Genomic DNA, 22,868 nt, shown 5'->3' with positions numbered 1-22,868 from the left:
CAGTCTGTATGTTGCGGAGATTTGGTCGGCTGGCCGCCACCGATGCGGGGGCTGGCTCGCCGCCGGGCGGCAGTCCTGCGTACCCGAGCAGGGGCCGCGGCCCAAGGCTGCCCCTGTGGGCGGTCGCGATTGTGGTCACCGCAGCGTGCGAGGCCGTCGTCGCCGTGGTGCTCAACCTGTTCACCAGCAACGTCACCCTCATGCTGGGCGTGCTCGGCGTCGTGGCCGTCGTGTGTCTGACCGGCGTCCGGCTGATCTCCAGGCATCTTGACTCTGTGGACAGCGAGCAGCAAGAGGCTCGGCAGGTCGAACACATACGTGCCGCGGCGTCGTCCACTTGCGCGGCGGTGGAGGATGGCACCCATTCCATCCTGAGCCGGATGTCAACGACCCGGGCGTTCGACGACCAGGTGGGCATGCTCCAGCCGTGGCGCCGCGATCGGGCCATTGAGATCCGTGATTCGTGGCCGGTCGTGGAGCAGTTGGTGCATAGCATTGTCACGGCGGATGATCGTGGCGCTGTCCTTCGACAGTGGGGCGAGCAGCCGCCGGCCTGGTTCTCCCTGGCGCCCGTGGAGGTGATCTGCTGGCTGGCGGAACTGGCATCCGATTACGGCCAGAACCCTACGGCGGCGAGGCTGTTCGCTATTGCCGTGCAGCGTGGTGCCTATCCGATCGGATATTGGAAGGCGCGGCAGGCAATGGCTCTGCCTAAGGAGGCCGTCGCTGAGGTCGACGAGCTCCTCGCTGGCGCGGCCGGGGACCATGTGTTTGCTCATGCCTTACTCCTCGTCCACCGTCAGAAGTGGGATCTGGCCATCGACGTTCTGGCAGGGTGGCAGACGTCGTCGAACGCCGACGAGGCGATGCGGCTGCAGCTGCTTGCGCGGCTGCATGCCCGGGCGGACAACCTGAACTTGGGGATCAAGTACGCGCTCGAGGCCGCCGATATCGAGGGCGCGAGCGGGCCAGCGCTCTACGCCGCCGAGCTGCTGCTTTACCGAGCGCAATACGGGGAGACCGTCCACCGGTTGGCCGACACTGAACAGGCGGCCGCGTTAGCAATCACGGCACGCAACGCCCAACGATCGTGGCACGGCGACAGCGTCAAAGCGACCGTCATTGCGGTCAAGGCGCGCCGGCTCGGCGGCAAAGTGAGGCAAGCGCGGGCGCTCATCGAGCCGGCACCCGAGGGTGATGCCTGGCCACACGAGGCCACTGACCTCAGGCTGCGAAGGGAGAAGGCGGAGCTGCTCGCCACAACCGGCCAGCACGACCAGGCCCGCTCGTTGGCCGCGGAGATCGGCAACCCTTTCGTCGTGGCCGAGATCGAGGCCGTGGTGCTGACCAGCACCGCCGAAGACTCGGTCGCCGCCGCAGCGTGGCAGACCGCCCTGGACGCCGCGGAGACCGGCACGGACTTCCTTATTGCGGTCCGAGGGCTGGCCCACACTGGAGGTGATCTGCCGGATCTCACCGAGATGGAACAGCAGCACCCGCGGTTGGTCGACGAGATCAAGGCCATTCACCGCGCCATGGGTGCCGGCGGCGGAACGATCGAAGCCCTGCGCGCCGGCGCCACCGAACACCTGGCGCTCGCGGTGCTGCTCGCGGAGCGATACGGGCACGAGGAGAAGCATCAGCTGGCCGCCGACGTGCTCAACGACAGCGCACACCGGTGGAACGATCCAGGCTCGATGCTCGCGTCAGCAACCCACCTGCGGGCCGCAGGCGAGCCCGAAGCAGCGATTCGGACCGCCGAACGCGCGTTGACAATGGGCGGCCCCGAGTGGGCTGGCCAATTCGACACGCGCGCGTTGATCTTCGAAATCCACGTCGACGACGGGCAGTGGGACCTGGCGATCGAGCAGGCCCGCAACCTGGTCACGCTCGATCCCAACGCTGCAAATGCCCGCTGGGCACTCGTACACGCCTTGGTCCGCCGCAATGATAGAGACGGTGCGTGGAACGCCCTTACCCCTGACGGCGATCCGTTCGCCCCCCGCGACCGGCACGACGCCCGCACCTGGATCGGCCTGGTCGCCCGATTCGATACCAGCACCCAGTTCGTGTCCCGCGCGCTGTCCACGATGGCCCGATGGCCGGACGACGAGCAGCTGATGGGGGTCTTCATCGCTCAGATCTTCTTCGGTCTGCAGCGGCAAGGGCTTTCCACGACCGACGAGGACCTCGCCGCGCTGCACACCGCCATGTTCGACTACGCCGAGCGCTTTCCCGACAGCACCGTGTTTCGTAAGGTGACGATCTCGAACGAGGATCCGCTCGGCTCACTCGCACCGATTATCCGCGCACGCTACGAATCACTAAGCGAAGCGGTCAAGGAGCTCGACCTCGCCAACTTGCCCCTGGGCGTCTTCGCCACCGCCTACGGCTCCTCCTACACCGAGGCATCGCTGAAACGCGACGCCGGCTTCATCAGCGCTCATTCCCCGGCGACAGAGGCACACGGCAGGGCGGTAGCCGAGGCCGCCCTGAACAGCGCCGTGATTATCGACATCACCGCCGCTCACACGCTGGCCCTGCTCGAACCGCAGCTGCGCTCGCAGTTGCTCTCTGGCTTCGGACAGGTCCGCGCCACCGACGACGCCTACCACGACGCGATCCGTGGGCAGGAGTCACTCGGCATGCGCTCGACCACGTCGCCCGGCTGGGATCCCGTCGAGCAGCGCCCGACCGTCACGACAATCGAGGAGTCCGTCGCCGACGCACTTGCCGAGAAGTCCACGCTGGTCTGCTCGATCCTGCGTCAAGCAACACGCCGGCCGTGGCCGCGGCTGACGAGATTCCGCGATGCCGACCAGGGATTCGAGTGGCTGTCATCGCTCGATATGGCGGCTGCTCAAAGCACAGCATTCTGGTGCGACGACCATCGTCTGCGTTCGGTCGCTGCCGATATGGGCGTCCCGGCCTTCGGCACGGTAGACCTCATCCGGCACCTGCAGAGCCGGGGACAGATCCCGCGTGAGCTTCGCACAGCGGCCGAGGCGGTCCTGCTTACCAACTACTTCACCGACCTCGGATTCGACCGGGTCACGTTCGACCTGGCCGCGACGATCGACGGCCAGGTGCCGCGCGGGGTGGCGTTCGCGCTGACCCGGCCTGCGACCTGGACCGACCCTAACGCGGTGATCGAATTCGTGCTCGCCATGCTGGCGCACGCCGCGACCGCCGGACCGGACCAGATCGAGGTCTGGGTGTCCGCGACCGCCATCGGACTGGTTCGCATCACCGAAGACGACCGCGGTGCCAGCGCCAACCTGCAAGCCCTTCTGACTCGGTGCATGACGCAGCCGTGGATGAACGCCGATAGGCTCCCGGCAGTGTTGCGCGGTGTACGAGCGGGAATCGGCGAACGGCCGCCGGCCACTGACCCGTTCGAGGCCGTGGCCACTGGCGTTCACCGCAATCTGGTCGCCAAGCACGGACATGCCTTTGCCATGTCGATGATGCTGGCCCTCGTCGCCTTGTTGCCGGAGTCCGACAAGGCGACGGCTTCGCGGGTGATTCTGACCCATCGCGACTGAAGCAACGACAGTTCAACCACTCACAGGTTGCCGTTAGCCCTGCCGGTATGGAGCTGCGGGCTACCAGCTATGTCGACTGTAGACCGGAGAAGTCCGAACATGCCGTCGACGGCCCGTTCAACTACTGGGACCATCGTCAAGATCAGGTGCACGGATCTGCCGCGAGGCGCGGATTTCATGTTTGGATGAGACGCTAGCGATCGGCCGTCGGCTGAGTTGTGCAGCAGCTGGGAGGCGCGGTCATGAACGGGGTGCTCACCAGTGACGAACGCCGGTTGGTTGGCGCGGCACAGCGCCTCGGCCTCATCCTCAGCAGCGATTGGCCGCATGTAGCCGCTCATCTGGTCGCGCAGGGAGCCGAAGGGGAAGCGGTCTGCGAGCTCGCCGGCCTGCCGAGGGCGGGGTCGCCCTGGCGTGTCGACCAGCTGGTGCCTGAACTGCTGGTCGAACTTGGCATTCGGGAGATGCCCATAGAGCAGTCCAGCAACGTGATCGCGCGTCTGGTGGGTCCGGTTACAGCTGAACGACCCCAGGCCGACGAGTTCGCGGCGATCCGATTCTTGGCGCGGCTCGCCCCGGACCTCGACTATCCCGGCGGCGTAATCGGCGACGCTTACTCAGCCGCCGAATGGCTGGACTGCGCGTGTCACGCCAACTCGCCCGAACGGGACACGGCGATCACCATGGAGCATGCTCTCCGCGGGACCGACCCGTTGGAGATCGATCCCGGACTGCTGCGAGCGGTGACGGCCACCTGGCTGTGAAATCAGTACATCGCCCGCCGACATCCGGATCTGCCGCCGAGCGGGCGTCACAGTACGTGACCGAGGACGGCAGAGCCCAGCGCGATCGTGCCGACGAGCGTGCACTCGATCTTGCTTCGGGCCGAGGCTCGTTCGGGTTTGTCGCGCGAGCCGGAACTCCCTTGCCGCGGCCTCGTCGTGTCGACCGGGAGACCGCTGTCGGGCCCGATCATCACGCCGCTGGGATTGGTCCAGGTGGAGCGGGCCCGACGTGCAGCGCGACCGTACCAGCCTGGGTGGATTGAGCCCTCAGTGTATCTCGGGCGAATTCCTGGCCTGGTCAGTAGGCGATCCAGCCAGTGCGTGCGCGCCAGTTCCGTCCGGAACGGAGGTGGGCCACGTACGCCCTTTGTAGGGACGTGGCTTGTGGCAGGTCCGCGAGTTGGTTCGCGGCTACCGGACCGCTCTGGCCGGGTTGGCCGAAGATGTACTCCAACATGTCGCCGTCGGCATGATTCTGATCGTGGGACGTCAGCGGCTCCAGGTCGAAGCGGTGGAGAAAGCGTACGATGTTCGACTGCTCGGGGAGGTATTCGGTGAGTTGGGGGTCGAGTAGCCACGAGTGGCATGTGAAGTGCGAGACCGGTTCGTCAGGGAAATGACGCACGAAGAATGTGCGGGCCAGGTCAAGTGATTCGTCACAGGACTCAGGTGATAGGGATACACCGGACGGGATGTGCATGTTCAGCAGAAATCTAGTCGCGCCGTCTGGGCATTTGCCGCGGGCACGGTCGTAGTCAAGTCGGCCGAGCCGATACTCGGTCCCCTGGAACGTCAACGGCGGGCACCACTGTTCGAATCTCCCGATCCCGCCGAGCCCGTGAACGGATCGATGTTCAGCCATCATGGGCCCCAGGCTCGACAACGTCTCCCAGGACCGTCGACGGTCGATGCCGCGCTCGGCGTGGTAGCGGAGCGTCTCCGGGAGGACGGCAAGATAGAGCCATACGTAGAGGTGAAGGGCGACCGAGTCAGCATCAGCCGACATCGCCGGGAAGCCACGGTATCCGTTCGACGGATGAAGCCCTGAACCCATACTTGACCTCAAGTCGTGATAGCAGCGCTCCAAGGTCCGCCACAGATCCGGATGCTCCTGCGGATCGGGTCGCGCCGACAGCGTCTCGTCTCGGTCTTCAGACGACGCCCCCAGATGCTCCAACAGCCGCGCCGCTTCGATGTCCGAGGGAAGTTCAAGCACGTATCCAACCTACGCGCCACCCTTGATCGCGTACACGCTCATGCCGCTGTTCGCGCTGGTGAGCCGGGACTGTGGTGTCGGCGCGAGTCATGCGGAGCAACGGTAGTCCGCCGGGGCCACGTGTTCACCCGATGGCGGATGGCGGTCAACTACCTGCTCACACTGGTTTCAGGGCTGGGTCGAGGGCTCGGACTGGTACGCGTCGTGCAGGAGTTGGGTGAAGTTGGCGTCGTTCGCGAGCTGCCTGTCTCCCAGGCGAGAGACAGGAATGGCTGGGGTCCAAGAGTTCATGATGACGGCGGCCATGTCCTTGTTCAGGTCGGCTCTGCGGATCTCGCGAGTCTGCTGACGAACGCCGACGTTCTGGAGTTGGCGGGTGATGATCTGCATGGTTACTCCGGGCAGGATGTCAGCACGGGGCCAGATAACCTGCTCGCCATCCCACCAGGCGAGGTTCCAGATGGTCGCTTCGCTCAACCGGCCCGCACTGTCCTCGAAAGCGGCGTCGTCGAAGCCGCGGGCTTGAGCCTGCCGGAGGTACAAGGTCTTGGTGACCTCGCCGACGTGCTTGATGCCAGACAGGTGCCGCTGATGGTGGACGATGTCCAAGGCGACCGGCCCGGAAGGCGGCTGGGCCGGATCAGTGATCTTGATGAGCGTATCCAGGCTCAGGCCAGGGCTGGTGGGCATGAACTCCGCTGGCCGGGTGGTGACGAAGCAGGTGAGCGACACGTCCGGTCCACCCGCGTCGATGGCCGCGCGCAGGTACTCGCGGACCCGGCTGTTGGATAGGCGCTGACCGAACAGCACCTCGCTCGCCCGGCGTAGGCGCTCCAGGTGGAGATCCAAGCCCCGGACAGCCCGATCGCGGACCTGCATGGCGGTGAAGTGGGCGTAGCCAGCGAACGCCAGCGGTGCGAGGTCCTTGGCGGTGGCGGGCTTACCGTTGAGATGAGTGAGCGAGACGGCCATGCCAGGAACGTAGGAGCTGACACCAGTGTCAAAGGCAAGCGTCCAGGACAGGCAGTTGCTGCGCGTTGGTGAGCTGGCCTCCCGCACGGGGGTGAGCCCGCGGTTGCTGCGCTACTACGACAACCAAGGCCTGCTGGCCACCGAGCGCTCTGCAACCGGGCAGCGACTCTTCGAGGCCTCGGCGGTAGAGCAGGTCCGCTCCATCCGGCTTCTGCTGGGGGCCGGCCTGCCGACTCGTGTGATCGCCGAGCTGCTGGAGTGCATCCACGAACCCGGCCGGCTCGAACCCTGCGCCGTGCCCACCCTCGTTGAGCACCTCCAAGCCTACGACGAACGCATCGCCAGCCTCCTCAGCACCCGCACCGCCCTCCAAGGACTCATCGACTCCTTGAACCCAGAGCAGTAGCAGCTCCGAGCAGGCTCGGGATCCCGCGGCAACGGGCTCCTCAGTAACGACAGAGGGGCGCAAGGACCGTGGTGAGGACGGCAGATCCGTGGACCGGCGCTGTGGGATTCAGGACGGGTCGGGTAGCCAGGGGTCGAGGATGTCGGGGTCGGCGACGGCCTGCCGCACCTGGTCGCGCTCCGCTGATGTCAGGGTGAGTGCCTGGAGCCGGGCGCCCCAGTCGGGCACCCGCTCGGGCTCCTGCAACGCGATCGACAACTCGATCAGCCCGGCGAGCGCCAATGCCTGCTCGACCGGGGATGCCGTCTCGCCGTGGCGGCGCAGGCCGGAGTTGAGCGCCCGGAAGGCCGCCTTGTCGTCGCTCTTGAACTCCCGCAGGATCCGCGCGTTGTCCAGCACCCGGGCCAGCCCGCTCAACTGCGGGGAGCCGCCGTACTCCAGTTCCTCCGGCTCGTCCCGGGCGATGAAGATGATGGTGTTGCCGGACGGGTCGACGACGCTGAACCGCGACGCGCCGGGCCGGTAGCGGGTGATCCGGGGCAACCCCCGGGCGAGCACCTTGCCGTACGCCTGGCGCATCGCCGTGGTGAACGCCGCGTGGTAGGGCGCCACCGCGTCGACCATGACCAGGCAGCCGCCGGTGTTCTCGGCCGCCGGGTCGAGGTCGCGTGGCGCGCGGCCGTAGTGCAGCTCGAACCCGCTCCACCGGAGGGCGAGATAGACGTACGGCTTGCGCTGCTCGTACGTCACCGCGAAGCCGAGCGCCGTCCAGAACGCGATCGTCTGGTCCACGTCCACGCAGTGCAGCAGCGGCACGGTGGTCTCGTTCGGCTGGACACGCTCGACGGTCGGCATGGACGGCACCTCCGGGGCCCGGATCGACATCGCGGCCAGTGTGCCAGCGTCCACATCGCGGTAGCGCCATCCCCGCGCGCCCGACGGGCCGATGGGACCTGATCTGTCAGGCGGGGCGGGTGACCCGGGCGTTACGCAGCGCCCACTCCAGGGCGTGGTCCGCCACGGCCTGCCAACCCGGCGCGCCGCAGGTCCAGTGGTCCCGCCCCGGAAACTCGTGGTAGTCGGTGACGGCGGGGGAGCGGTCGTAGTGCCGGGCGTTGGCGCGGTTCACCGACGGCGGCATGATGTGGTCCTCCGCGCCGGCGATGAACAGCAGTGGGGCCCGGTCGGCCGCGTAGTCGACCCAGGTGTCCTGGTGGCCGGGTTTGAGGTTGGCGAGGAGGCCGTACTCCCAGATCCAGTAGCCGGGTGCGGGGATGTGGTACCGGTCCCAGACCTCCCGCGACTCCGCCTCGGTCAGCGTGTTGGTGAAGGCGTAGTGGAACTCCTCGGGCGTGAAGCCGACGGCCCGGTGCCGGGTGGCGGGGTTCTTCAGCGCGGGGAAGAGCGACCTGGCCTGCGAGATCGGGGTGACCCGTACGCCCTCGGTGGGCGCGGAGTCGATGGCGACCCCGGCGCAGCCCAGGCCCCGGGCGAGCAGCAGTTGGGTGAGGGTGCCGCCGAAGGAGTGGCCGATGATGATCGGCGGCCTGGGCAGCTGCCGGATGACGTCGGTGAGGTGGTCGACGGTCTCGGCGACGGTCAGGTTCGCGATCAGGTCCGGGTTTCTGCGCAGCGCCTCGACCTCGATGTCGAAGCCGGGGTAACCGGGCGCGAGGACGGTCAGCCCGCGCGACCGATAGTGCTGGATCCACTGCTCCCAACTGCGGGGGGTCATCCAGAGGCCGTGCACGAGGACGACGGTGTCGGGCCTGCTGCTGTCTGCCATGGCCGTGATTCCCCTTCCGGTCGATGGTGCCGCCCCTCAGAATCGCCCTGACCACCCGGGCGGCGGGCCGTTTCGCCGGAATCCGACGAGCCCACGACCGACGCCCGGGCTGACGTCGGAGGTACGCCGTCGCGCGAGCACTGTGGTTCACGTTCACACCCGAGCGTGTGCCTGACGGTCGCGGAAGCCGCATTGCCGTCTTGACAGGCGGCGGTCCGAAGTCGACACTTCGAAACAAGCCCGAAACACTGATCGTTGCCGATCAAACGGGCAGAGATGTTAGCGCTCACATCAATCTATCCCGATGCGCCATCGCCGCGAAGGAGACCGCCGATGCCGAGAGTCCTAGCCAGGGTGAGCGCACTGCTCGCCGCCGTCTGCCTGCTGTTGCTGCCCGCCGCGCAGGCACCCCGCGCCGAGGCGGCCGACCTCGACCCGTTCACCGGATACCTGATGACGCACTTCACCGGGGAGTCGGCGAACGGCGAGCAGGTCTATCTGGCCCACAGCCGCGACGGGCTGACCTGGCGCGACCTGAACAACGGAGCGCCCGTCCTGCTCTCCACGCTCGGCACCCGGGGCGTGCGTGACCCCTCCCTCGTCCGCTCGCCGGCCGGTGACCGGTACTGGATCGTCGCCACCGACCTGCGGATCGCCAGCGGCACCTCGTGGAACGACGCGGCGAACCGGGGCAGCACGTCGCTGGTCGTCTGGGAGTCCCGCGACCTGGTGAACTGGTCCGCCCCCTGGCTGATCAATGTCGCCGGAGCGATTCCCGGCGCCGGCAACGCCTGGGCACCCGAGGCGATCTACAACCAGGCCACCGGCGACTACGTCGTCTACTGGGCCACCAACTCCGCGCGCAACGGCGTGACCAAACACCGCATCTGGTACGTGCGCACCAGCGACTTCCGCACCTTCACCGCCCCCCAGCTCTACATCGAGCGCCCCGGCACGCAGGGGATCATCGACACCCAGATCGTCGAGGTGCCGAACAGCGTCGGCGGCTACCGCTACTACCGGGCGTCCGCCGACGGTCACATCACCATCGAGGCCAGCAACTCGATCCTCGGCTCCTGGACGACCCTGGGGAACCTGTCCCACCTGGGCATCTCCAACGGCACCGGTGGCGGCAACGTCGTGGAGGGGCCGATGTGGGCGCAGTTCAACGGCCGCAACGAGTGGGCGCTCTGGCTCGACCAGTACGCCACCGGTCGGGGCTACCTGCCGATCACTTCGACGAATCTGGGCAGCGTCAACAACTTCCGGACCCGCTCCGACTACGCCATGGGCGCCACCCGCAAGCGGCACGGTTCGATCCTGAGCCTGACCGCCGCCGAGGAGAGCGCGGTGCTCGGCCGCTGGGGTGCCACCACCCCGGTGAACCGGATCCAGGCGTACACCCACCAGGACCGGTACGTGCGGCACGCGAACTTCGACGTACGCATCGACGCGAACGTCAGCCCCGCCCAGGACGCGCAGTTCCGGGTGGTGCCCGGCCTGGCCGGCGGATCCGGGAACGTGTCGTTCGAGTCGGTCAACTTCCCGGGGTACTACCTGCGGCACTACGGATTCGACTTCGTGCTGGCCGCCAACGACGGCGGCTCGGTCTTCGCCGCGGACGCCACCTTCCGGCAGGTCGCCGGGCTGGGCAACGCGGCCTGGTCGTCGTTCCAGTCGCACAACTACCCCGACCGGTACATCCGGCACTCCAACTACCTGCTCCGGCTCGACCCGATCAGCGACGCGGCGGGGCGCAACGACGCCACCTTCCGCCTGACCTCCTAGCCCGCCTGACCTCCTAGCCCAGCCTGCCGGGCCTTCGGCCCCGTCGCGGGAACCGGCCGAAGGGTCGGCCGCGGCGGGGCCACCATGCGTACCCGCCGAACGAAGCGCTGCGCGAGGCGGTGGCCGGCGGCGATAGTGAGGGCATGACCAGCGCGTACCGGCGGATCGACGTGGGCGGGATCGACACCTTCTACCGGGAGGCCGGGCCGCCGGATGCCCCGGTGGTCCTGCTGCCGCACGGCTACCCCTGCTCGTCGTTCCAGTTCCGAGGGCTGATGCCCGCCCTGGCCGACCGGTGGCGCACGATCGCCCCCGACTTTCCCGGGTTCGGCTACAGCGCCACCCCGGCGGACTTCGCGTACACCTTCGACGGGCACGCGGAGTTCCTGCGCCGGTTCGTCGACACGCTCGGGCTCGACCGGTACGTGATCTACCTGCACGACTACGGTTCGCAGCACGGACTGCGGCTGGCCATGGCGCGTCCGGAGCGGGTCGCCGGGCTGATCATCCAGAACGGGGACATCTACGAGGATCAGCACGGCCCGAGGTACGCCCCGCTGAAGGAGTTCTGGGACAACCCGACGGCCGACGGGCGGCGGCGGTTGGCCGAGGCGGTGAGCCTGGCGGGCTTCCGCGACGAGTTCGTCGGCGAGTTGCCCCCGCCCGTCGCCGAGCGGGTCAGCCCCGACCTGTGGACCCTGTCCTGGGCGGTGCTCGGCACCCCGGAGCGCCGGGAACACCTGACCAGCCTGCTCGCCGACCAGCGGCACACCCGGCAGTGGTTCGCCCGCCAGCAGGATTACCTGCGTACGCACCAGCCGCCGACCTTGATCGTCTGGGGGCCGCACGACGGCTACATGCCGGCGGGGGCGGCCCGGGCGTACCTGCGGGACCTGCCGCAGGCGCGGCTGCACCTGCTCGACGGCGGCCACTGGCTGCTGGAGACCCATCTGGACGAGGTGGTCCCGCTGGTGCGCGACTTCCTCGACCTCCTCGACCAGGGGCCGCCGAGTTGACCATGCCGGTGCGCCGGACACCGACCGGAGGGTGGGCTCGTACGATTACGCCGAGATCGGTGGACGGTGCAGCGGGAGGGGATCATGGGCAAGGGGATCTACGTGCAGGACCTGCCGGGAATCGGCAAACGGTACGACGTCGACCTGGGCAGCAACACCCAGCGCATCTCGATCGTGGTACGCCGGGAGGGCACCCGCGACCTGTACGTCTTCGCCGCCGGACAGGATGATCCGGTGGCCGTCATCGAGATGTCGGAGGAACAGGCCCGCAAGGTCGGCGCGCTGCTGACCGGCACCTACTTCTCCGACTAGCCGGACCCGCGTCCCACCCGGTCCCTCCCGCCCACCTGAGGAGTCCTCACCGTGCACGCTGACCTCGTGGGCTTCGGCGCCCTCGTGCTGATCGCGGGCCTGCTCGCCCGCGCGGGCCGTCGGATCAACCTGCCCACCGTGCCGTTCTTCATGCTCGCCGGCATCCTGCTCGGGCCGGGCACCCCCGGCCCGGTGCTGATCGCCCACCCCGAGGATCTGAGCCTGCTCGCCTCCCTCGGCCTGGTGCTGCTGCTGTTCCATCTGGGCGTCGAGTTCCCGGTCGAGCAGGTGCTGGGCAGCGGCCGGCGACTGTTCGTCGCGGCCGGCTCGTACATCGTCCTCAACGTGGGTGCCGGGCTGCTCTTCGGGCTGGCGCTGGGCTGGGGCGGCTACGAGGCGTTCGTGATCGCCGGTGCCCTCGGCATCTCCTCCTCGGCCATCGTCACCAAGCTGCTCATCGAGCTACGCCGGCTGGCCAACGCGGAGACGCCGGTCATCCTCGGCATCATCGTGATCGAGGATCTCTTCCTCGCGCTGTACCTGGCGCTGCTCTCTCCGTTGCTGTCCGGCGCCGGGTCCGCCGGGGAACTCGCGCTGCGGATCGGGCTCAGCTTCGCCTACCTGGTCGTGCTGTTCGCCGTCGCCCGGTACGGCGCCCGCCTGGTCAGCAAGGTGATCGACAGCAACGAGGACGAGCTGCTGGCCATCCTCATGGTCGGCCTGGTGGTGCTCGTCGCCGGCGTATCGGCCGAGATCGGCGTCTCCGACGCGATCGGCGCGCTGATGATCGGCCTGGTGGTGGCCCGTACCCCCATCCGGGAGCGGGTCGAACGCCTGGTCCTGCCGCTGCGCGACGTCTTCGCGGCGGTGTTCTTCGTGGCGTTCGGGCTGAGCATCAACGTCAGCGAGATCGGCACGGTGGCGGTGCCGGTGCTGCTGGCGGTCCTGTTGACCCTGGTGACCAACGTGCTGGCCGGGCTGGTCGCCGGCCGGCTCTTCGGGCTCAACCAGCGCGGCGCGGCCAACGTCGGCCTGACCGTGCTGGGTCGTGGCGAGTTCTCGCTGATCCTCGCCACGCTCGCGCTCACCGCCGGCCTCGACGCCCGACTCGGCCCGTTCATCGCCCTGTACGTGCTGGTGCTGGCCGTGGCGTGTCCGCTGCTCGCCGCGAACTCGCGCTACCTCGCCCGGATCCTCCCGGACCGGCTGCTGCACTCGAGCTGGCGGTACGTGCGGGAGGAGACGATCAGCACCGCCTGCACCCACCTGGACCGGATCAACATCACCGAATCCGACGTCGACGTGTGCCCGCAGTGTGTGGAGAGCGGCGACGACTGGGTGCAGCTGCGGATGTGCCTGACGTGCGGCGCGGTGGGCTGTTGCAGCGACTCGGTCAACAACCACGCCGAGGAGCACTACCGGCAGACCGGCCACCCGCTGATCCGCTCGCTGGAGCCGGGCGAGGACTGGCGCTACTGCTACATCGACGGCGCCCTGGTCCGCGAGCCGATGGGCTCCGACCGCTGAGCGGGGTCAGCGCCCGGCCGGCCGGGGCGAGCCGGCCTTGGTGAAGCCGGAGCCGTGTTCGACCAGTGGCGCGACCAGCGCGGCCAGGACGCCACCGAGCAGGGGGAAGACGATGAACACCCAGAGCTGCCGGAGTGCGGAGCCACCCTCGAAGAGGGCCGGCCCGAGGGCTCGTGCGGGGTTCACCGCCGCCCCGGTCAGCGCGACCCCGACCAGGTTCGCCACGCCGAGCGCCAGGCCGATCGCCAGCCCGGCGAAGCCCGACAGATCCGTGCTGCGCTTGCCGACCACCAGCACGACCAGGACGAACAGGAACGTCAGCACGGTTTCCAACAGCATCGCGCCACCGGCGTTGATGTGCGTGCCGTAGCCGTTGGTGCCCAGCACGCCGGTCTGGTCGGTCACCCCACCCCACCGGACGAGCACCCAGAGCAGGAAGGCCGCCACGACGGCTCCGGCGAACTGAGCGATCCAGTACGCCACCGCGCCGATCGGCGAGATCTTGCCGGAGAGCAGGACGCCGAGGGTCACCGCCGGGTTCACGTGGCTGCCGGAGAGTTGGCCGATGGTGTAGACCAACGCGAGCATGACGAACCCGAACGCCAGCGAGACCACCACCACCCGGCCCTCGACCTGGGCCGCGATGGCGCTGCCCACACCGAAGAACACCAGCAGGAACGTGCCGATGAACTCGGCTACGTAGCGTCTGACGTCGACCATGGCGTCAGTCTCGCCCACCCGCGCCGCTCCGCGTTGGCGTTTCGCCTGGTCAGCCCGCTCCGGTGGGGCGCCTGGGGCGGTTGAGGCGCCGGTATACCGGGGCCAGCCGCTGGTGTAGCTCCCGGTAGGTCGCGTAGAGCTCGTCGTACGTCGCCCGGTGCGCCGGCGTCGGGGCGAAGACCCGGTCGGTACGCATCAGCGTGGGGATGTCGGCGAAGGTGAGCTGCCCGGTGCCGACCGCGCCGATCCAGCCCGCCCCCCGGACGTTGACCGCGAGGGGCTGGGCGTCGCGCCGGATCTCGACGCCGAGCACGTCGGCGAAGATCTGGCACCACGAGTCCGACAGCGCCCCGCCCCCGGTGATGGACATCGAGGTGACCGGCGTGCCGAGGAACCGGTCCACCGCCGTGGTGAGCCAGCGGGTGTTGACGGCGACGCCCTCGAAGACCGCCCGCAGCAGATCCGAACGGTTGGTGTCGAGGGAGATGTTGACGAAGGCGGCACGCAGGTTCGGGTCGTCCACCGGGGCACGCTCGCCGTACAGCCAGGGGGTGTAGAGCACGCCGCGCGCGCCCGGCGGCACCGTCGGGATGATCCGGTCGAAGGCGTCGAAGATCGTGCCCTCGTCGCGGCTGAGGTGGCCGGGGCCGAGCAGCGGATCGTCGTACTCGACGATCTTGTCCCGCAGCCAGGTCAGGTTGGCCCCGGCGGTGGCCTGTAGGGCGGTCATCAGGTAGCGGTCGCCGATGGCGCAGGGCACCGACGCGATGCCGGCGGCGATGTCGGTCTTCTTCCGGGGCACGTGGGCCGCGATCCAGGAGGAGGTGCCGACGTACAGGTGCGGTTGGCGGTCGCCGGTGGTGCCGGCGCCGATCGCGGCCGCGGTGGTGTCGATCGCCCCGGCGACCACCCGGACCGTCTCGGGCAGGCCCAGGTGCGCGGCGGCGGCCGGGGTCAGCGTGCCGATCACGTCGGTGCAGGCGACGATCGGCGGCAGCCTGTCGCGGTCGATGCCGCAGTCGGCCACCAGGGCGGGGGAGTAGCGGATGTCCCCGGGCCGCCGGTTGTCGGTCACCCACGAGGTGAGGATCGAGTCGACGGTGGCCACCGTCCGCCCGGTCAGCCTCAGGTTGATCCAGTCGAGCACGTTGAGGAACGACGCGGTCCGCGCGTACACCTGCGGCAGCTCGTCGCGGACCAGCAGCATGTGGGCGGCGGGGTCCTTGCCGGTCGGCGAGGGCATCCCGCCGGTGAGCCGCAGCCAGCGGGCGATCCGGCGGACCGACATTCCCTGGTACGCGGGGAAGCCGCCGAACTGCCGGCGCAGGTGCGGGGCGCCGCGCATGTCGAGCCAGCTGATGCACCCGGTCAGCGGCTGCCCGGCGGCGTCCACCGCGATGGTCCCCTCGCCCTGGGTGGAGGCGCAGACCGTGCCGACGGCCGACATCCGCTCCGGGTGGGCCCGGCCCAGCTCGGCGGCGACCTGCCCGAGCGCCGCCCACCAGGCGAGGGGGTCCTGTTCGGCGCCGCCGCCGGGCAGCACCCGCAGCGGGACCGGTCGCTCGGCCCAGCCGGTGACCGTGCCGTCGGCGGCGACGAGGGCGGCCTTCATCGCCGAGGTGCCGAGGTCGATGGCGAGGATCTGCGGTGGTGTGGCGGCCACCGGCTCAGACCCCCTCGACCAGCGCGAAGACCTGGTCGAACCGGGCGAGGGCGTCGTCGATGACCTCGTCGGTGTCGGCCATCGAGGTGTACATCCGGGAGCCGGCCAGGGTGACGATGCCGTGCGCGGTGTACGCGGCGCCCATCTGCTCCATCAGCCGCTTGCGGGCCTTGTTCTCCCGCAGCAGCTTGACCGGGTTGCGCATGTCCAGCAGCATCACGCCGCTGCACTCCAGGTGCACGATCGAGCCCTGGTGGTACGCGACGTACGGCAGGCCGTAGGAGTCGATCAGCCGTTGCAGGCCACGGGTGAGCCGGTCACCGGCGCGGCCGGCGATCACCGGCGCGTTGGTGCGGGCCATCTCCTCGATGGCGAAGTAGCCGGCCGCGCAGGACAGCGGGTTGGCCGACAGCGTGCCGCCGACCTGGATGTGCGCGCCGCTGCGGCCGTCCAGCCCGGAACCGAAGACCGCCATCACGTCGGCCCGGCCGCCGACGCCGCCGGCCATCGGATACCCGCCCGAGACCGCCTTGCCGAACACGGTCAGGTCGGGGATGACGCCGAAGTAGCCGGCCGCGCCGCCCAGGCCGAGCCGGAAGCCGGTGACCACCTCGTCGAAGATCAGCAGTGCGCCGAACTGGTCGCACAGCTCGCGGACCCGGGCGTTGAAGTCCCGGGGCACCGGCCGGGTGCCGGACTCCGGGCCGACCGGCTCGACGATGACGGCGGCGGTGCCGCCGCGCAGCCGGTTCTCGATCAGCTTGCGGCGGAGCTGCCCGAGATCGTGCGGGAAGGACTCCCGGGTGCGGCTGGTGGCGCCGAACGGGATGCCCTTGGCGTTCATCCGGTACGTCCCGGGCACCCGCAGCCCGTACACCATCGTGTCGGACCAGCCGTGGTAGGCGCCGCCGACCTTGATCACCATCTTCCGGCCGGTGTAGGCGCGGGCGCCACGGACGGCGGCCATCACCGCTTCCGTGCCGGAACCGAGGGAGCGGTACATCTCCACGTGCGGCATGAACCGGTGGATGATCTCGGCGAGCCTGAGTTCGTACTCGTGGAACAGGCCGGTCACCGGCCCCGAGTCGCGGACCACCTCGGCGACCCGCTCGTTGACCGGGCCGTAGTTGCTGCCCAGGATCGTCGGCCCGCCGGCCTGGAGGAAGTCGATGTACGTGTTGCCGTCGCGGTCGACCAGGTACGCCCCCTCGGCCTTCTCGATGGCGAGCGGGAACGGGTAGTTGAAGGCCAGGTTGTGCTGCACGCCGCCGGGGATCCGCCGCCTGGCCCGGTCGGTGATCTCCCTGCTGGCCCGGCACTTGGTGTCGAAGTAGTTCAGCACGTCGAGCAGCGCGTCGTGGCGCAGCCCCCGGACCGGCTGCGCGGTCAGCGCCCTGAGTCGCCGCATCACGTCGTTGACGTCCGGGTACTCGCTGATGGCGTAGCCGAGCCGGGCCGACTCGGCGCCGGGCGCCTCGTCCCCAGCTGCGTCGCCGGGCGCCTCGTCTCCTGCCGCCTTGTCTCCTGCCGCCTCGCCGGGGGAGACCTCGGCGGCGAGCCGGTCGGCGCTGGGTAGCTCTTCGTCGGTTGGTACCCGCAGCGGCTCGACCGCCTCGGTGATCTGCGCGGCGATCCGCTTCTCGTCGGCCCGCAGCTTGCCGAAGGCGATCTCCCGGATCGCGGCCGGAATGGTGTAGACCTTCCCCGCCTCGCTGGTCAGCGCCAACAGGTAGGCGATGGAGACCTTCTCCAGCAGCGCCATGTTGAACACCGCCCGGTCCGGGTCGGTGCCCACGGCGACCACCCCGTGGTTGGCGATGATGAACGCGTTGTCCCCGCCGGCGACCTTCTTCTGCACGTTGCGGGCGAGGAATCCGGTGCCCGACGGGGCGTAGTCGATGATCGCCACCTGCCGGCCCAGGAAGCGCACCTGCTCGTCGGTGAGCGCCGGGATCGGCCTGCGCAGGAAGGCCAGCGCCGAGGCGTACGGCTGGTGGGTGTGCACGATCGCGTTGACGTCCGGACGCTCGCGGTAGATGTTGGCGTGCATCCCGCACTCGATCGACGGCTTCAGGTCGGCGCCCGAGTCGTCGGGCACGTGCCGGCCGTCGAAGTCGACGATGCAGATGTCCTCGACGCGCATCCGGTCGTAGTCGTAGTTGCTCGGTGTCACCGCGTACCGGCGGTGGCCGGGAACCCGGACCGAGACGTTGCCCTCGGTCGCCTTGAGGTAGCCCCGGGCGAGCATGGTCCGGCACATGTCGACAACGTGCTGGCGGGACAGTCGGTGCTGCACGGCGCCTCCTCGGCCCTCGGCCGGCGGCGTCGGGGTGGTGCCGCACGGTGGGTCCATCGTCGCGCGGGCCCTCGCGTCGAAACACCCTCCCGCCGGCAGCGAGAATCTGGGCTCTTCTTATCCCGCCGTGACAAAATCGCCGGGTGAGCGCGCCCGTGTCCACGGCCCCCTGGCGGCGCCTGCCCGCCGATCTGGCCACCGCGATGCGCCCGCAGCTGCCCGCGACCGTGGCCGCCGTCGCGGTCGCGGTCACCGAGGCGACGCCCGCCTTCGCCGCCATCGCCGACGACAAGTTCGCCCGGGACGTGCAGAGCGCCGTCCAGGTCGCCCTTGACCGCTTCCTCGACCTGGTGGGCACCGAGGAGCCCGCGCTGCCGCCCCGCTTCCGGGCGGTCTTCGTCGGGCTGGGCGCCGCCGAGGCGCGCGAGGACCGGGGGCCGGAGGCGCTGCTGGCCGCGCTCCGGACGGCGGCACGGCTGCTGCTGCGTACCGCGTCGCAGTCGTTGGCCCGGCTGCGACCGATCGACACCGAGGAGCTGATCGACCTCTCCGACGCGGTCAGCGCGTACGTCGCCGAGCTGGCCGCCGCGAGCACCGACGGGTACGCCCTGCAACTGCGCGAGCAGGCCGGCGAGGGAGACCGGCGCCGGCAGCTCGCCGAGCTGCTGCTGCGCGGTGACGGCATGCCCAGCGCCGTCGAGGCGGCGGCCGCCCGGATCGGTTGGCCCGACCTCGACGCCGTGGTGCCCGTCCTGCTGCCGCTGGACCAGGCCCGCGACGCGCGGTTCCGGTACGGCGCCGACGGCCTGGTCATCGAACGTGGGCGCGACGCGGTGCTGCTGCTGCGGGCCGGCCCCCGGGCCACCCGTGCCCCGCTGGCCGAGGCGTTGGCCGGGCGGTGGGCGGTGGTCGGCCCGGAGCTGGACTGGCCCCAGGTGCCGGCGGGCGTCCGGCTCGCCGAGCTGACCGCGGGGCTGGCCGGTCCCGACCCGGGTCCGGTCTTCGTCGACGACCACCTGATCGCGCTGACGCTGCGCGGCGAGCAGCGCGCCCTGGCGGTGCTCACCGCCCGCCGCCTGGCACCGCTGGCCGACGTGCGCCCGGCGCAGCGGGACAGCCTGCTGGTGACCCTGCACGCCTGGCTGCGGCACTGGGGTTCGCGGGCGGAGGTCGCCGCCGAGCTGTTCGTCCACCCGCAGACGGTCAGCTACCGGCTCAAGCGCCTACGCGACATCTACGGCGCCGACCTCGACGACCCCACCACCCGCCTGGAACTGCTCGTCGTGCTCGCCACCCACCTCGGCACCCCGCCACCCCCCGCCCGGCGCGGGTAGGGTCCGTTCCGCAACGTCCCTGCGGTGTGGTGGTCAGGAAGCCTCGGCGCGGTAGAAGATGTAGCCGCCGAAGCGGCCCTTCCCGCGACCGTTCTCCGCGACGCCGGTCAGGCCGGCGTCGGCCAGGGCGGCCAGCACCCGCTCGGGCAGGCTGCCGGCCACCCGCGGATGGCGGTGCGCCCGGCCCGATTCCCGCCCGGACGGCGTGCCGTCGACGTCGAGCACGTGCAGTTGGCCGCCGGGGCGCAGCACCCGCCGGACTTCCCGTAGCGCGCGCGTCCGTTCGTCGTCGTCGAGGTGGTGCAGCATGTACGCGGACAGCACCCGGTCGAGGCTGTCGTCGGGCAACGGTAGTTCGCCGGCATAGGCGCGCTCGTACCGGATCGGCAGCCTGCGCCGGGCCGCCTTGCGGCGGGCGCGGCGCAGCGCGGCCGGGTCCGGGTCGATGCCCAGCGCGTCGATGTCCGGGTGGCGACGCCCGAGCGCCTGCAGGAGGTTGCCGGTGCCGCAGCCGATCTCCAGGAGGCGCTGCCCACGCCGGAGGTCCGCGCGGTCCAGCAGCTGTTCGTGAAGGCGCCCGACGCCCGCGAGTCGGGTGAGCGGGTCGTAGAGGGGCAGCAGCCAGTGCTTGCCCATGGCGGGCAGGTAGTCCCGCTCGCGGCCGGTGTTAACCCGTTCGGTCATGTCACGCTCCGGTATCCGATGAAGTTACTCTCAGCCTCATGCGGCGCGACAACGCGGACAAGGGCGGAACTGTGGACCGGATGCGACAAAGTTTGGCTACCGCGCCGCGCTCGGTGGGAACGACCGGGCAGGGCGTACCGGTCATCGGCTTCCGCCACCTGCCCGGAGTCGCCCCGGTCGCGGTGGCCCGCGTCGCCGGGGATGCGCCGGCCGGGCCGGCCGCCGTCGGGGCGCACACGCACGACTTCCTGGTGCTCTTCTACGCGCATCACGCCGACGGAACGGTGCTGATCGACGGTCGCGCGTGGACGGTGACCGACGGGGACCTGTTCGTCATCGCGGCGGGGCAGGTCGTCGCCTTCGTCGATCCGCACGAGGCGATCGTCACCGACGGCTGGACGGTGTGGTTCCCGGCCGACGTGGTGCGACCCGGAACGGCCGGGCCCTACTCGTCGTGGCGGGCACACCCGCTGCTCTTCCCGTTCGCCCGGGGCACCGACCGGGCGCAGCGGCTACGCATCCCAGCGGAGGACCGGCCGGGCTGGGTCGAGCGCTTCACGGCGCTCGACGCCGAACTTCGGGCCCGGCGCGATGGCCACCAGGAAGCCGCCCTCGCCCACCTGACCCTGTTGCTGGTCGCCGCGGCCCGCCTGTCGACCAGCGTCGCCGACCAGCTGCGGTCCGCCGACGAGCCGCCGCTCGCGGCCGTCTTCGACGCCATCGAGCAGCGCTACCAGGAGCCCATCTCGCTGGCCGACGTCGCCGCCGAACTCGCGCTCACCGCCGGTCACCTCACCACCGTGGTACGCCGCAAGACCGGCCGGACCGTACAGCAGTGGATCGCGCAGCGCCGGATGCAGCAGGCCCGCCTGCTGCTCACCGAGACCGACCTGACCGTGGCGGCGGTCAGCCGCCGGGTCGGCTATCCCGACGTCAGCTACTTCATCAAGCGGTTTCGCGCCGACCACGGGGTGACCCCGACGCGATGGCGGATGAGTACGAATGCGGATGCGCCGGGTTCCGGTCCGGTGGCAGATTCCCGGACATGAATGGTGGTCATTCGCCGCGCCTGCGGTTGTTCGGGTTGAGTCTCGCCGTCGCCATCGGGTGGTACGCCACCGTCATCGTCGCGGTCCTCGTCGGCTGGTCCGGAGCGCCGGCCGCGCCGGACCGGGACTGCTCGGCGGTGTTCAGCTGCCTGACGCCGCTGGAGTCGATCGGGCTGCTCCTGATCGTCAGCGCGCCGGTGCTCGTGGGCCTGCTGTGCGTCACGCTGGTGGTCGCCGCCCTGTTCGCGCGCTGGATCTCCTCACCGTTCGTCATCGGCACGCTGTCGGCGCTGGCCAGCGTCGTGCTGGTGGCTGCGGCGGGCCTGCTCTGGCAGGGTGCGTGATGAAGCGCATCGGATTCGGCGTGCTGTTCCTCGCCGGGCTCTACGGCGTACCGTTCCTGCTCATCGTGGGACTGATCCGGCGTACCTCGTCGCCGTACCTGGCGACCCGCGCGGCGGCACAGGAGTTCGGCGCGACCACCGACACCATCCTGACCGCCGGGCTGATCCTCAGCCTGATCGTCCCGCTGGCGGGGATACTGCTCGCCGCGCTCGCCGACGACCGATACTGGAAGCGCCACTTCACCTGGTCACTGGCGGGGATGGCGGTGATCTGGTGCCTCGTCGCGCTCGCCGGCAACGCCGCCACCGGGCCGTTGATCGGCTGGACGCCAGCCGACGAGGAGCCGGCACCCCGCATCACCCAGTGCATTCCGGTCAGCGGCGGCCGGGGCTGCCCCGGCGGCTGACCGCGATGCTCAGGTGACCGGTTGCGGGTGACGCGCCGCCGCGACCCGGTAGCGGAAGACGTGACGGTAGGTCTGCGGGGTCATGCCGCTGACCCGGTTGAAGTGCTGGCGGAGGTTGGCGCCGCTGCCGAAGCCGGTGCGGTGGGCGATCCGCTCCACCGGGTCGTCGGTGGTCTCCAGCAGCTCCTGCGCCAGCCGGACCCGCTGCTCCAGCAGCCACTGCAACGGCGTCGTGCCGAGGGTGTCCCGGAAGCGCCGGGTGAGGGTGCGGGGGCTCAGGTGGGCCTCGCGGGCCAGGTCGTTGACCGACAGCGGCTGGTCGAGGTGCCCACGCGCCCATTCCAGCACCGGGCTCAGGTCGGCGGGGGAGGCACCCCGCACCGGCGGCTGAGGGTACTGGCTGTGGTCGGCGGCCCGCTGCGGGGCGACCACCATCCGCCGGGCCACCTCGTTGGCCACCGCGGCGCCGTGGTCCTGCCCGACCAGGTGCAGGCACAGGTCGATGGCGGCGGCCGTGCCGGCCGAGGTGTAGATGTTGTCCTCGGCGACGTACAGCACCTGTGGATCGAGGTCGACCAGCGGGAACCGGCCGGCGAAGTCCTGCGCGTTCATCCAGTGCGTGGTGGCGCGACGGCCGTCGAGCAGGCCCGCCGCGGCGATCGCGTACGCGCCGGTGCAGATGCCCACGATGCGCTTGCCCCTGGCGTACGCCACCCGCAGCGCCTCGACGAGGGCGGGTGGGGGATCGATCTGGGCCGGGCGGGCGCAGCCCGGCACCAGCACGGTGTCCGCCTCGACGAGGTCGGCCAGGCCGTACGCCGGGTCGAGCCAGGAGCCGACGGTGGTGCGCAGCGGGCCGGGCTCGGCCGCGCACAGGCGCAGCTCGTACCAGGGGTCGACGATGTCCCGCCGGTCGGTGCCGAAGACCTCCTGGGGCACCGCCAGCTCGAAGATGGGCAGGTTGTCGGTCACCGCCACCGCGACGACGTGCGTACGCATGGCAGAAATCTAGCGCAGC

Annotated in this window: 20 protein-coding genes; 11 read left to right on the top strand and 9 right to left on the bottom strand. The window is 70.0% G+C overall.

Features of this window, described 5'->3' with window-relative positions; translation table 11 throughout:
• The first annotated feature begins 131 nt into the window (after nucleotides 1-131).
• Nucleotides 132-3,545, top strand: a complete 3,414-nt coding sequence (locus tag O7615_RS30445) for a hypothetical protein (protein ID WP_278181233.1) — start codon at nucleotides 132-134, stop codon at nucleotides 3,543-3,545.
• A 242-nt stretch (nucleotides 3,546-3,787) separates the two neighbouring features.
• Nucleotides 3,788-4,309: a hypothetical protein gene (locus tag O7615_RS30440; RefSeq protein ID WP_278181232.1), complete on the top strand. Its 522-nt coding sequence runs from the start codon at nucleotides 3,788-3,790 to the stop codon at nucleotides 4,307-4,309.
• 319 nt (nucleotides 4,310-4,628) lie between these two features.
• Here the strand turns inward: O7615_RS30440 and O7615_RS30435 are convergent, their stop codons facing one another.
• Together O7615_RS30435 and O7615_RS30430 are read right to left on the bottom strand one after the other, a co-directional pair.
• Nucleotides 4,629-5,546 (bottom strand): acyltransferase domain-containing protein, encoded by a 918-nt coding sequence (locus O7615_RS30435; RefSeq protein ID WP_278181231.1) that lies wholly within the window; start codon nucleotides 5,544-5,546, stop codon nucleotides 4,629-4,631.
• Nucleotides 5,547-5,714: 168 nt separating this feature from the next.
• Nucleotides 5,715-6,518 carry an aminotransferase class IV family protein gene (locus tag O7615_RS30430; RefSeq protein WP_278181230.1) on the bottom strand — a complete coding sequence of 268 codons (804 nt, stop codon included), beginning with the start codon at nucleotides 6,516-6,518 and terminating at the stop codon, nucleotides 5,715-5,717.
• A gap of 25 nt (nucleotides 6,519-6,543) precedes the next feature.
• On the opposite strand from O7615_RS30430, the gene O7615_RS30425 reads away from it, so the two are divergent.
• A complete protein-coding gene (locus tag O7615_RS30425) occupies nucleotides 6,544-6,924 on the top strand; it encodes a MerR family transcriptional regulator (protein ID WP_278181229.1) in 381 nt (126 codons plus the stop codon).
• A gap of 108 nt (nucleotides 6,925-7,032) precedes the next feature.
• Here the strand turns inward: O7615_RS30425 and O7615_RS30420 are convergent, their stop codons facing one another.
• Nucleotides 7,033-7,809, bottom strand: a complete 777-nt coding sequence (locus O7615_RS30420; RefSeq protein WP_278181228.1) for a glyoxalase — start codon at nucleotides 7,807-7,809, stop codon at nucleotides 7,033-7,035.
• 76 nt (nucleotides 7,810-7,885) lie between these two features.
• On the bottom strand, nucleotides 7,886-8,710 hold the full coding sequence (locus O7615_RS30415) for an alpha/beta fold hydrolase (protein WP_278181227.1): 825 nt from the start codon (nucleotides 8,708-8,710) through the stop codon (nucleotides 7,886-7,888).
• 333 nt (nucleotides 8,711-9,043) lie between these two features.
• On the opposite strand from O7615_RS30415, the gene O7615_RS30410 reads away from it, so the two are divergent.
• From O7615_RS30410 to O7615_RS30395, 4 genes are all read left to right on the top strand, one after another.
• A complete protein-coding gene (locus tag O7615_RS30410; RefSeq protein ID WP_278181226.1) occupies nucleotides 9,044-10,498 on the top strand; it encodes a glycoside hydrolase family 43 protein in 1,455 nt (484 codons plus the stop codon).
• A gap of 143 nt (nucleotides 10,499-10,641) precedes the next feature.
• A complete protein-coding gene (locus O7615_RS30405; protein ID WP_278181225.1) occupies nucleotides 10,642-11,514 on the top strand; it encodes an alpha/beta hydrolase in 873 nt (290 codons plus the stop codon).
• A gap of 84 nt (nucleotides 11,515-11,598) precedes the next feature.
• Nucleotides 11,599-11,826, top strand: coding sequence for a potassium transporter TrkA (locus O7615_RS30400; RefSeq protein ID WP_278181224.1), 228 nt, complete (start codon nucleotides 11,599-11,601; stop codon nucleotides 11,824-11,826).
• Nucleotides 11,827-11,877: 51 nt separating this feature from the next.
• Nucleotides 11,878-13,353 carry a cation:proton antiporter gene (locus tag O7615_RS30395; RefSeq protein WP_278181223.1) on the top strand — a complete coding sequence of 492 codons (1,476 nt, stop codon included), beginning with the start codon at nucleotides 11,878-11,880 and terminating at the stop codon, nucleotides 13,351-13,353.
• Between the two features lie 6 nt (nucleotides 13,354-13,359).
• Here O7615_RS30395 and O7615_RS30390 read toward each other — a convergent pair whose 3' ends face one another.
• The 3 genes from O7615_RS30390 to O7615_RS30380 are packed head-to-tail and all read right to left on the bottom strand — an operon-like array spanning nucleotide 13,360 to nucleotide 18,032.
• On the bottom strand, nucleotides 13,360-14,073 hold the full coding sequence (locus O7615_RS30390; RefSeq protein WP_278181222.1) for an aquaporin: 714 nt from the start codon (nucleotides 14,071-14,073) through the stop codon (nucleotides 13,360-13,362).
• Between the two features lie 49 nt (nucleotides 14,074-14,122).
• On the bottom strand, nucleotides 14,123-15,736 hold the full coding sequence (locus O7615_RS30385) for an FGGY-family carbohydrate kinase (protein ID WP_278181221.1): 1,614 nt from the start codon (nucleotides 15,734-15,736) through the stop codon (nucleotides 14,123-14,125).
• 4 nt (nucleotides 15,737-15,740) lie between these two features.
• Nucleotides 15,741-18,032 (bottom strand): aminotransferase class III-fold pyridoxal phosphate-dependent enzyme, encoded by a 2,292-nt coding sequence (locus O7615_RS30380; RefSeq protein ID WP_278181220.1) that lies wholly within the window; start codon nucleotides 18,030-18,032, stop codon nucleotides 15,741-15,743.
• 143 nt (nucleotides 18,033-18,175) lie between these two features.
• On the opposite strand from O7615_RS30380, the gene O7615_RS30375 reads away from it, so the two are divergent.
• Complete coding sequence (locus O7615_RS30375) at nucleotides 18,176-19,366, top strand: helix-turn-helix domain-containing protein (RefSeq protein WP_278181219.1); 1,191 nt, start codon at nucleotides 18,176-18,178, stop codon at nucleotides 19,364-19,366.
• Nucleotides 19,367-19,399: 33 nt separating this feature from the next.
• Here the strand turns inward: O7615_RS30375 and O7615_RS30370 are convergent, their stop codons facing one another.
• Nucleotides 19,400-20,050 (bottom strand): class I SAM-dependent methyltransferase, encoded by a 651-nt coding sequence (locus tag O7615_RS30370; protein ID WP_278181218.1) that lies wholly within the window; start codon nucleotides 20,048-20,050, stop codon nucleotides 19,400-19,402.
• 80 nt (nucleotides 20,051-20,130) lie between these two features.
• Between O7615_RS30370 and O7615_RS30365 the strand changes: the two genes are divergently transcribed.
• From O7615_RS30365 to O7615_RS30355, 3 genes are read left to right on the top strand one after another with little or no spacing between them, the layout of a single operon-like run.
• Entirely contained in the window at nucleotides 20,131-21,099 is a 969-nt protein-coding gene (locus O7615_RS30365; RefSeq protein ID WP_278182289.1) for an AraC family transcriptional regulator, read from the top strand.
• On the top strand, nucleotides 21,096-21,443 hold the full coding sequence (locus tag O7615_RS30360) for a hypothetical protein (RefSeq protein ID WP_278181217.1): 348 nt from the start codon (nucleotides 21,096-21,098) through the stop codon (nucleotides 21,441-21,443). Before O7615_RS30365 ends, O7615_RS30360 begins: the two co-directional genes overlap by 4 nt.
• Nucleotides 21,443-21,850, top strand: coding sequence for a hypothetical protein (locus O7615_RS30355; protein WP_278181216.1), 408 nt, complete (start codon nucleotides 21,443-21,445; stop codon nucleotides 21,848-21,850). Before O7615_RS30360 ends, O7615_RS30355 begins: the two co-directional genes overlap by 1 nt.
• 9 nt (nucleotides 21,851-21,859) lie before the next feature.
• Here the strand turns inward: O7615_RS30355 and O7615_RS30350 are convergent, their stop codons facing one another.
• Nucleotides 21,860-22,849 (bottom strand): helix-turn-helix domain-containing protein, encoded by a 990-nt coding sequence (locus O7615_RS30350; protein ID WP_347405111.1) that lies wholly within the window; start codon nucleotides 22,847-22,849, stop codon nucleotides 21,860-21,862.
• Nucleotides 22,850-22,868 lie beyond the last annotated feature (19 nt).

It is taken from the genome of Micromonospora sp. WMMD1082 (assembly GCF_029626175.1).
Lineage (GTDB): Bacteria > Actinomycetota > Actinomycetes > Mycobacteriales > Micromonosporaceae > Micromonospora.
Note: the sequence above shows the minus strand (reverse complement) of the source record. Positions and strands in the feature narration are given on the sequence as shown.

Coding starts and splice junctions, on each gene's coding strand:
- O7615_RS30440 (WP_278181232.1), top strand. CDS start 3,788: ATGAACGGGGTGCTCACCAGTGACGAACGCCGGTTGGTTGGCGCGGCA.
- O7615_RS30430 (WP_278181230.1), bottom strand. CDS start 6,518: ATGGCCGTCTCGCTCACTCATCTCAACGGTAAGCCCGCCACCGCCAAG.
- O7615_RS30420 (WP_278181228.1), bottom strand. CDS start 7,809: ATGTCGATCCGGGCCCCGGAGGTGCCGTCCATGCCGACCGTCGAGCGT.
- O7615_RS30415 (WP_278181227.1), bottom strand. CDS start 8,710: ATGGCAGACAGCAGCAGGCCCGACACCGTCGTCCTCGTGCACGGCCTC.
- O7615_RS30410 (WP_278181226.1), top strand. CDS start 9,044: ATGCCGAGAGTCCTAGCCAGGGTGAGCGCACTGCTCGCCGCCGTCTGC.
- O7615_RS30405 (WP_278181225.1), top strand. CDS start 10,642: ATGACCAGCGCGTACCGGCGGATCGACGTGGGCGGGATCGACACCTTC.
- O7615_RS30400 (WP_278181224.1), top strand. CDS start 11,599: ATGGGCAAGGGGATCTACGTGCAGGACCTGCCGGGAATCGGCAAACGG.
- O7615_RS30390 (WP_278181222.1), bottom strand. CDS start 14,073: ATGGTCGACGTCAGACGCTACGTAGCCGAGTTCATCGGCACGTTCCTG.
- O7615_RS30370 (WP_278181218.1), bottom strand. CDS start 20,050: ATGACCGAACGGGTTAACACCGGCCGCGAGCGGGACTACCTGCCCGCC.
- O7615_RS30365 (WP_278182289.1), top strand. CDS start 20,131: ATGCGACAAAGTTTGGCTACCGCGCCGCGCTCGGTGGGAACGACCGGG.
- O7615_RS30360 (WP_278181217.1), top strand. CDS start 21,096: ATGAATGGTGGTCATTCGCCGCGCCTGCGGTTGTTCGGGTTGAGTCTC.
- O7615_RS30355 (WP_278181216.1), top strand. CDS start 21,443: ATGAAGCGCATCGGATTCGGCGTGCTGTTCCTCGCCGGGCTCTACGGC.
- O7615_RS30350 (WP_347405111.1), bottom strand. CDS start 22,849: ATGCGTACGCACGTCGTCGCGGTGGCGGTGACCGACAACCTGCCCATC.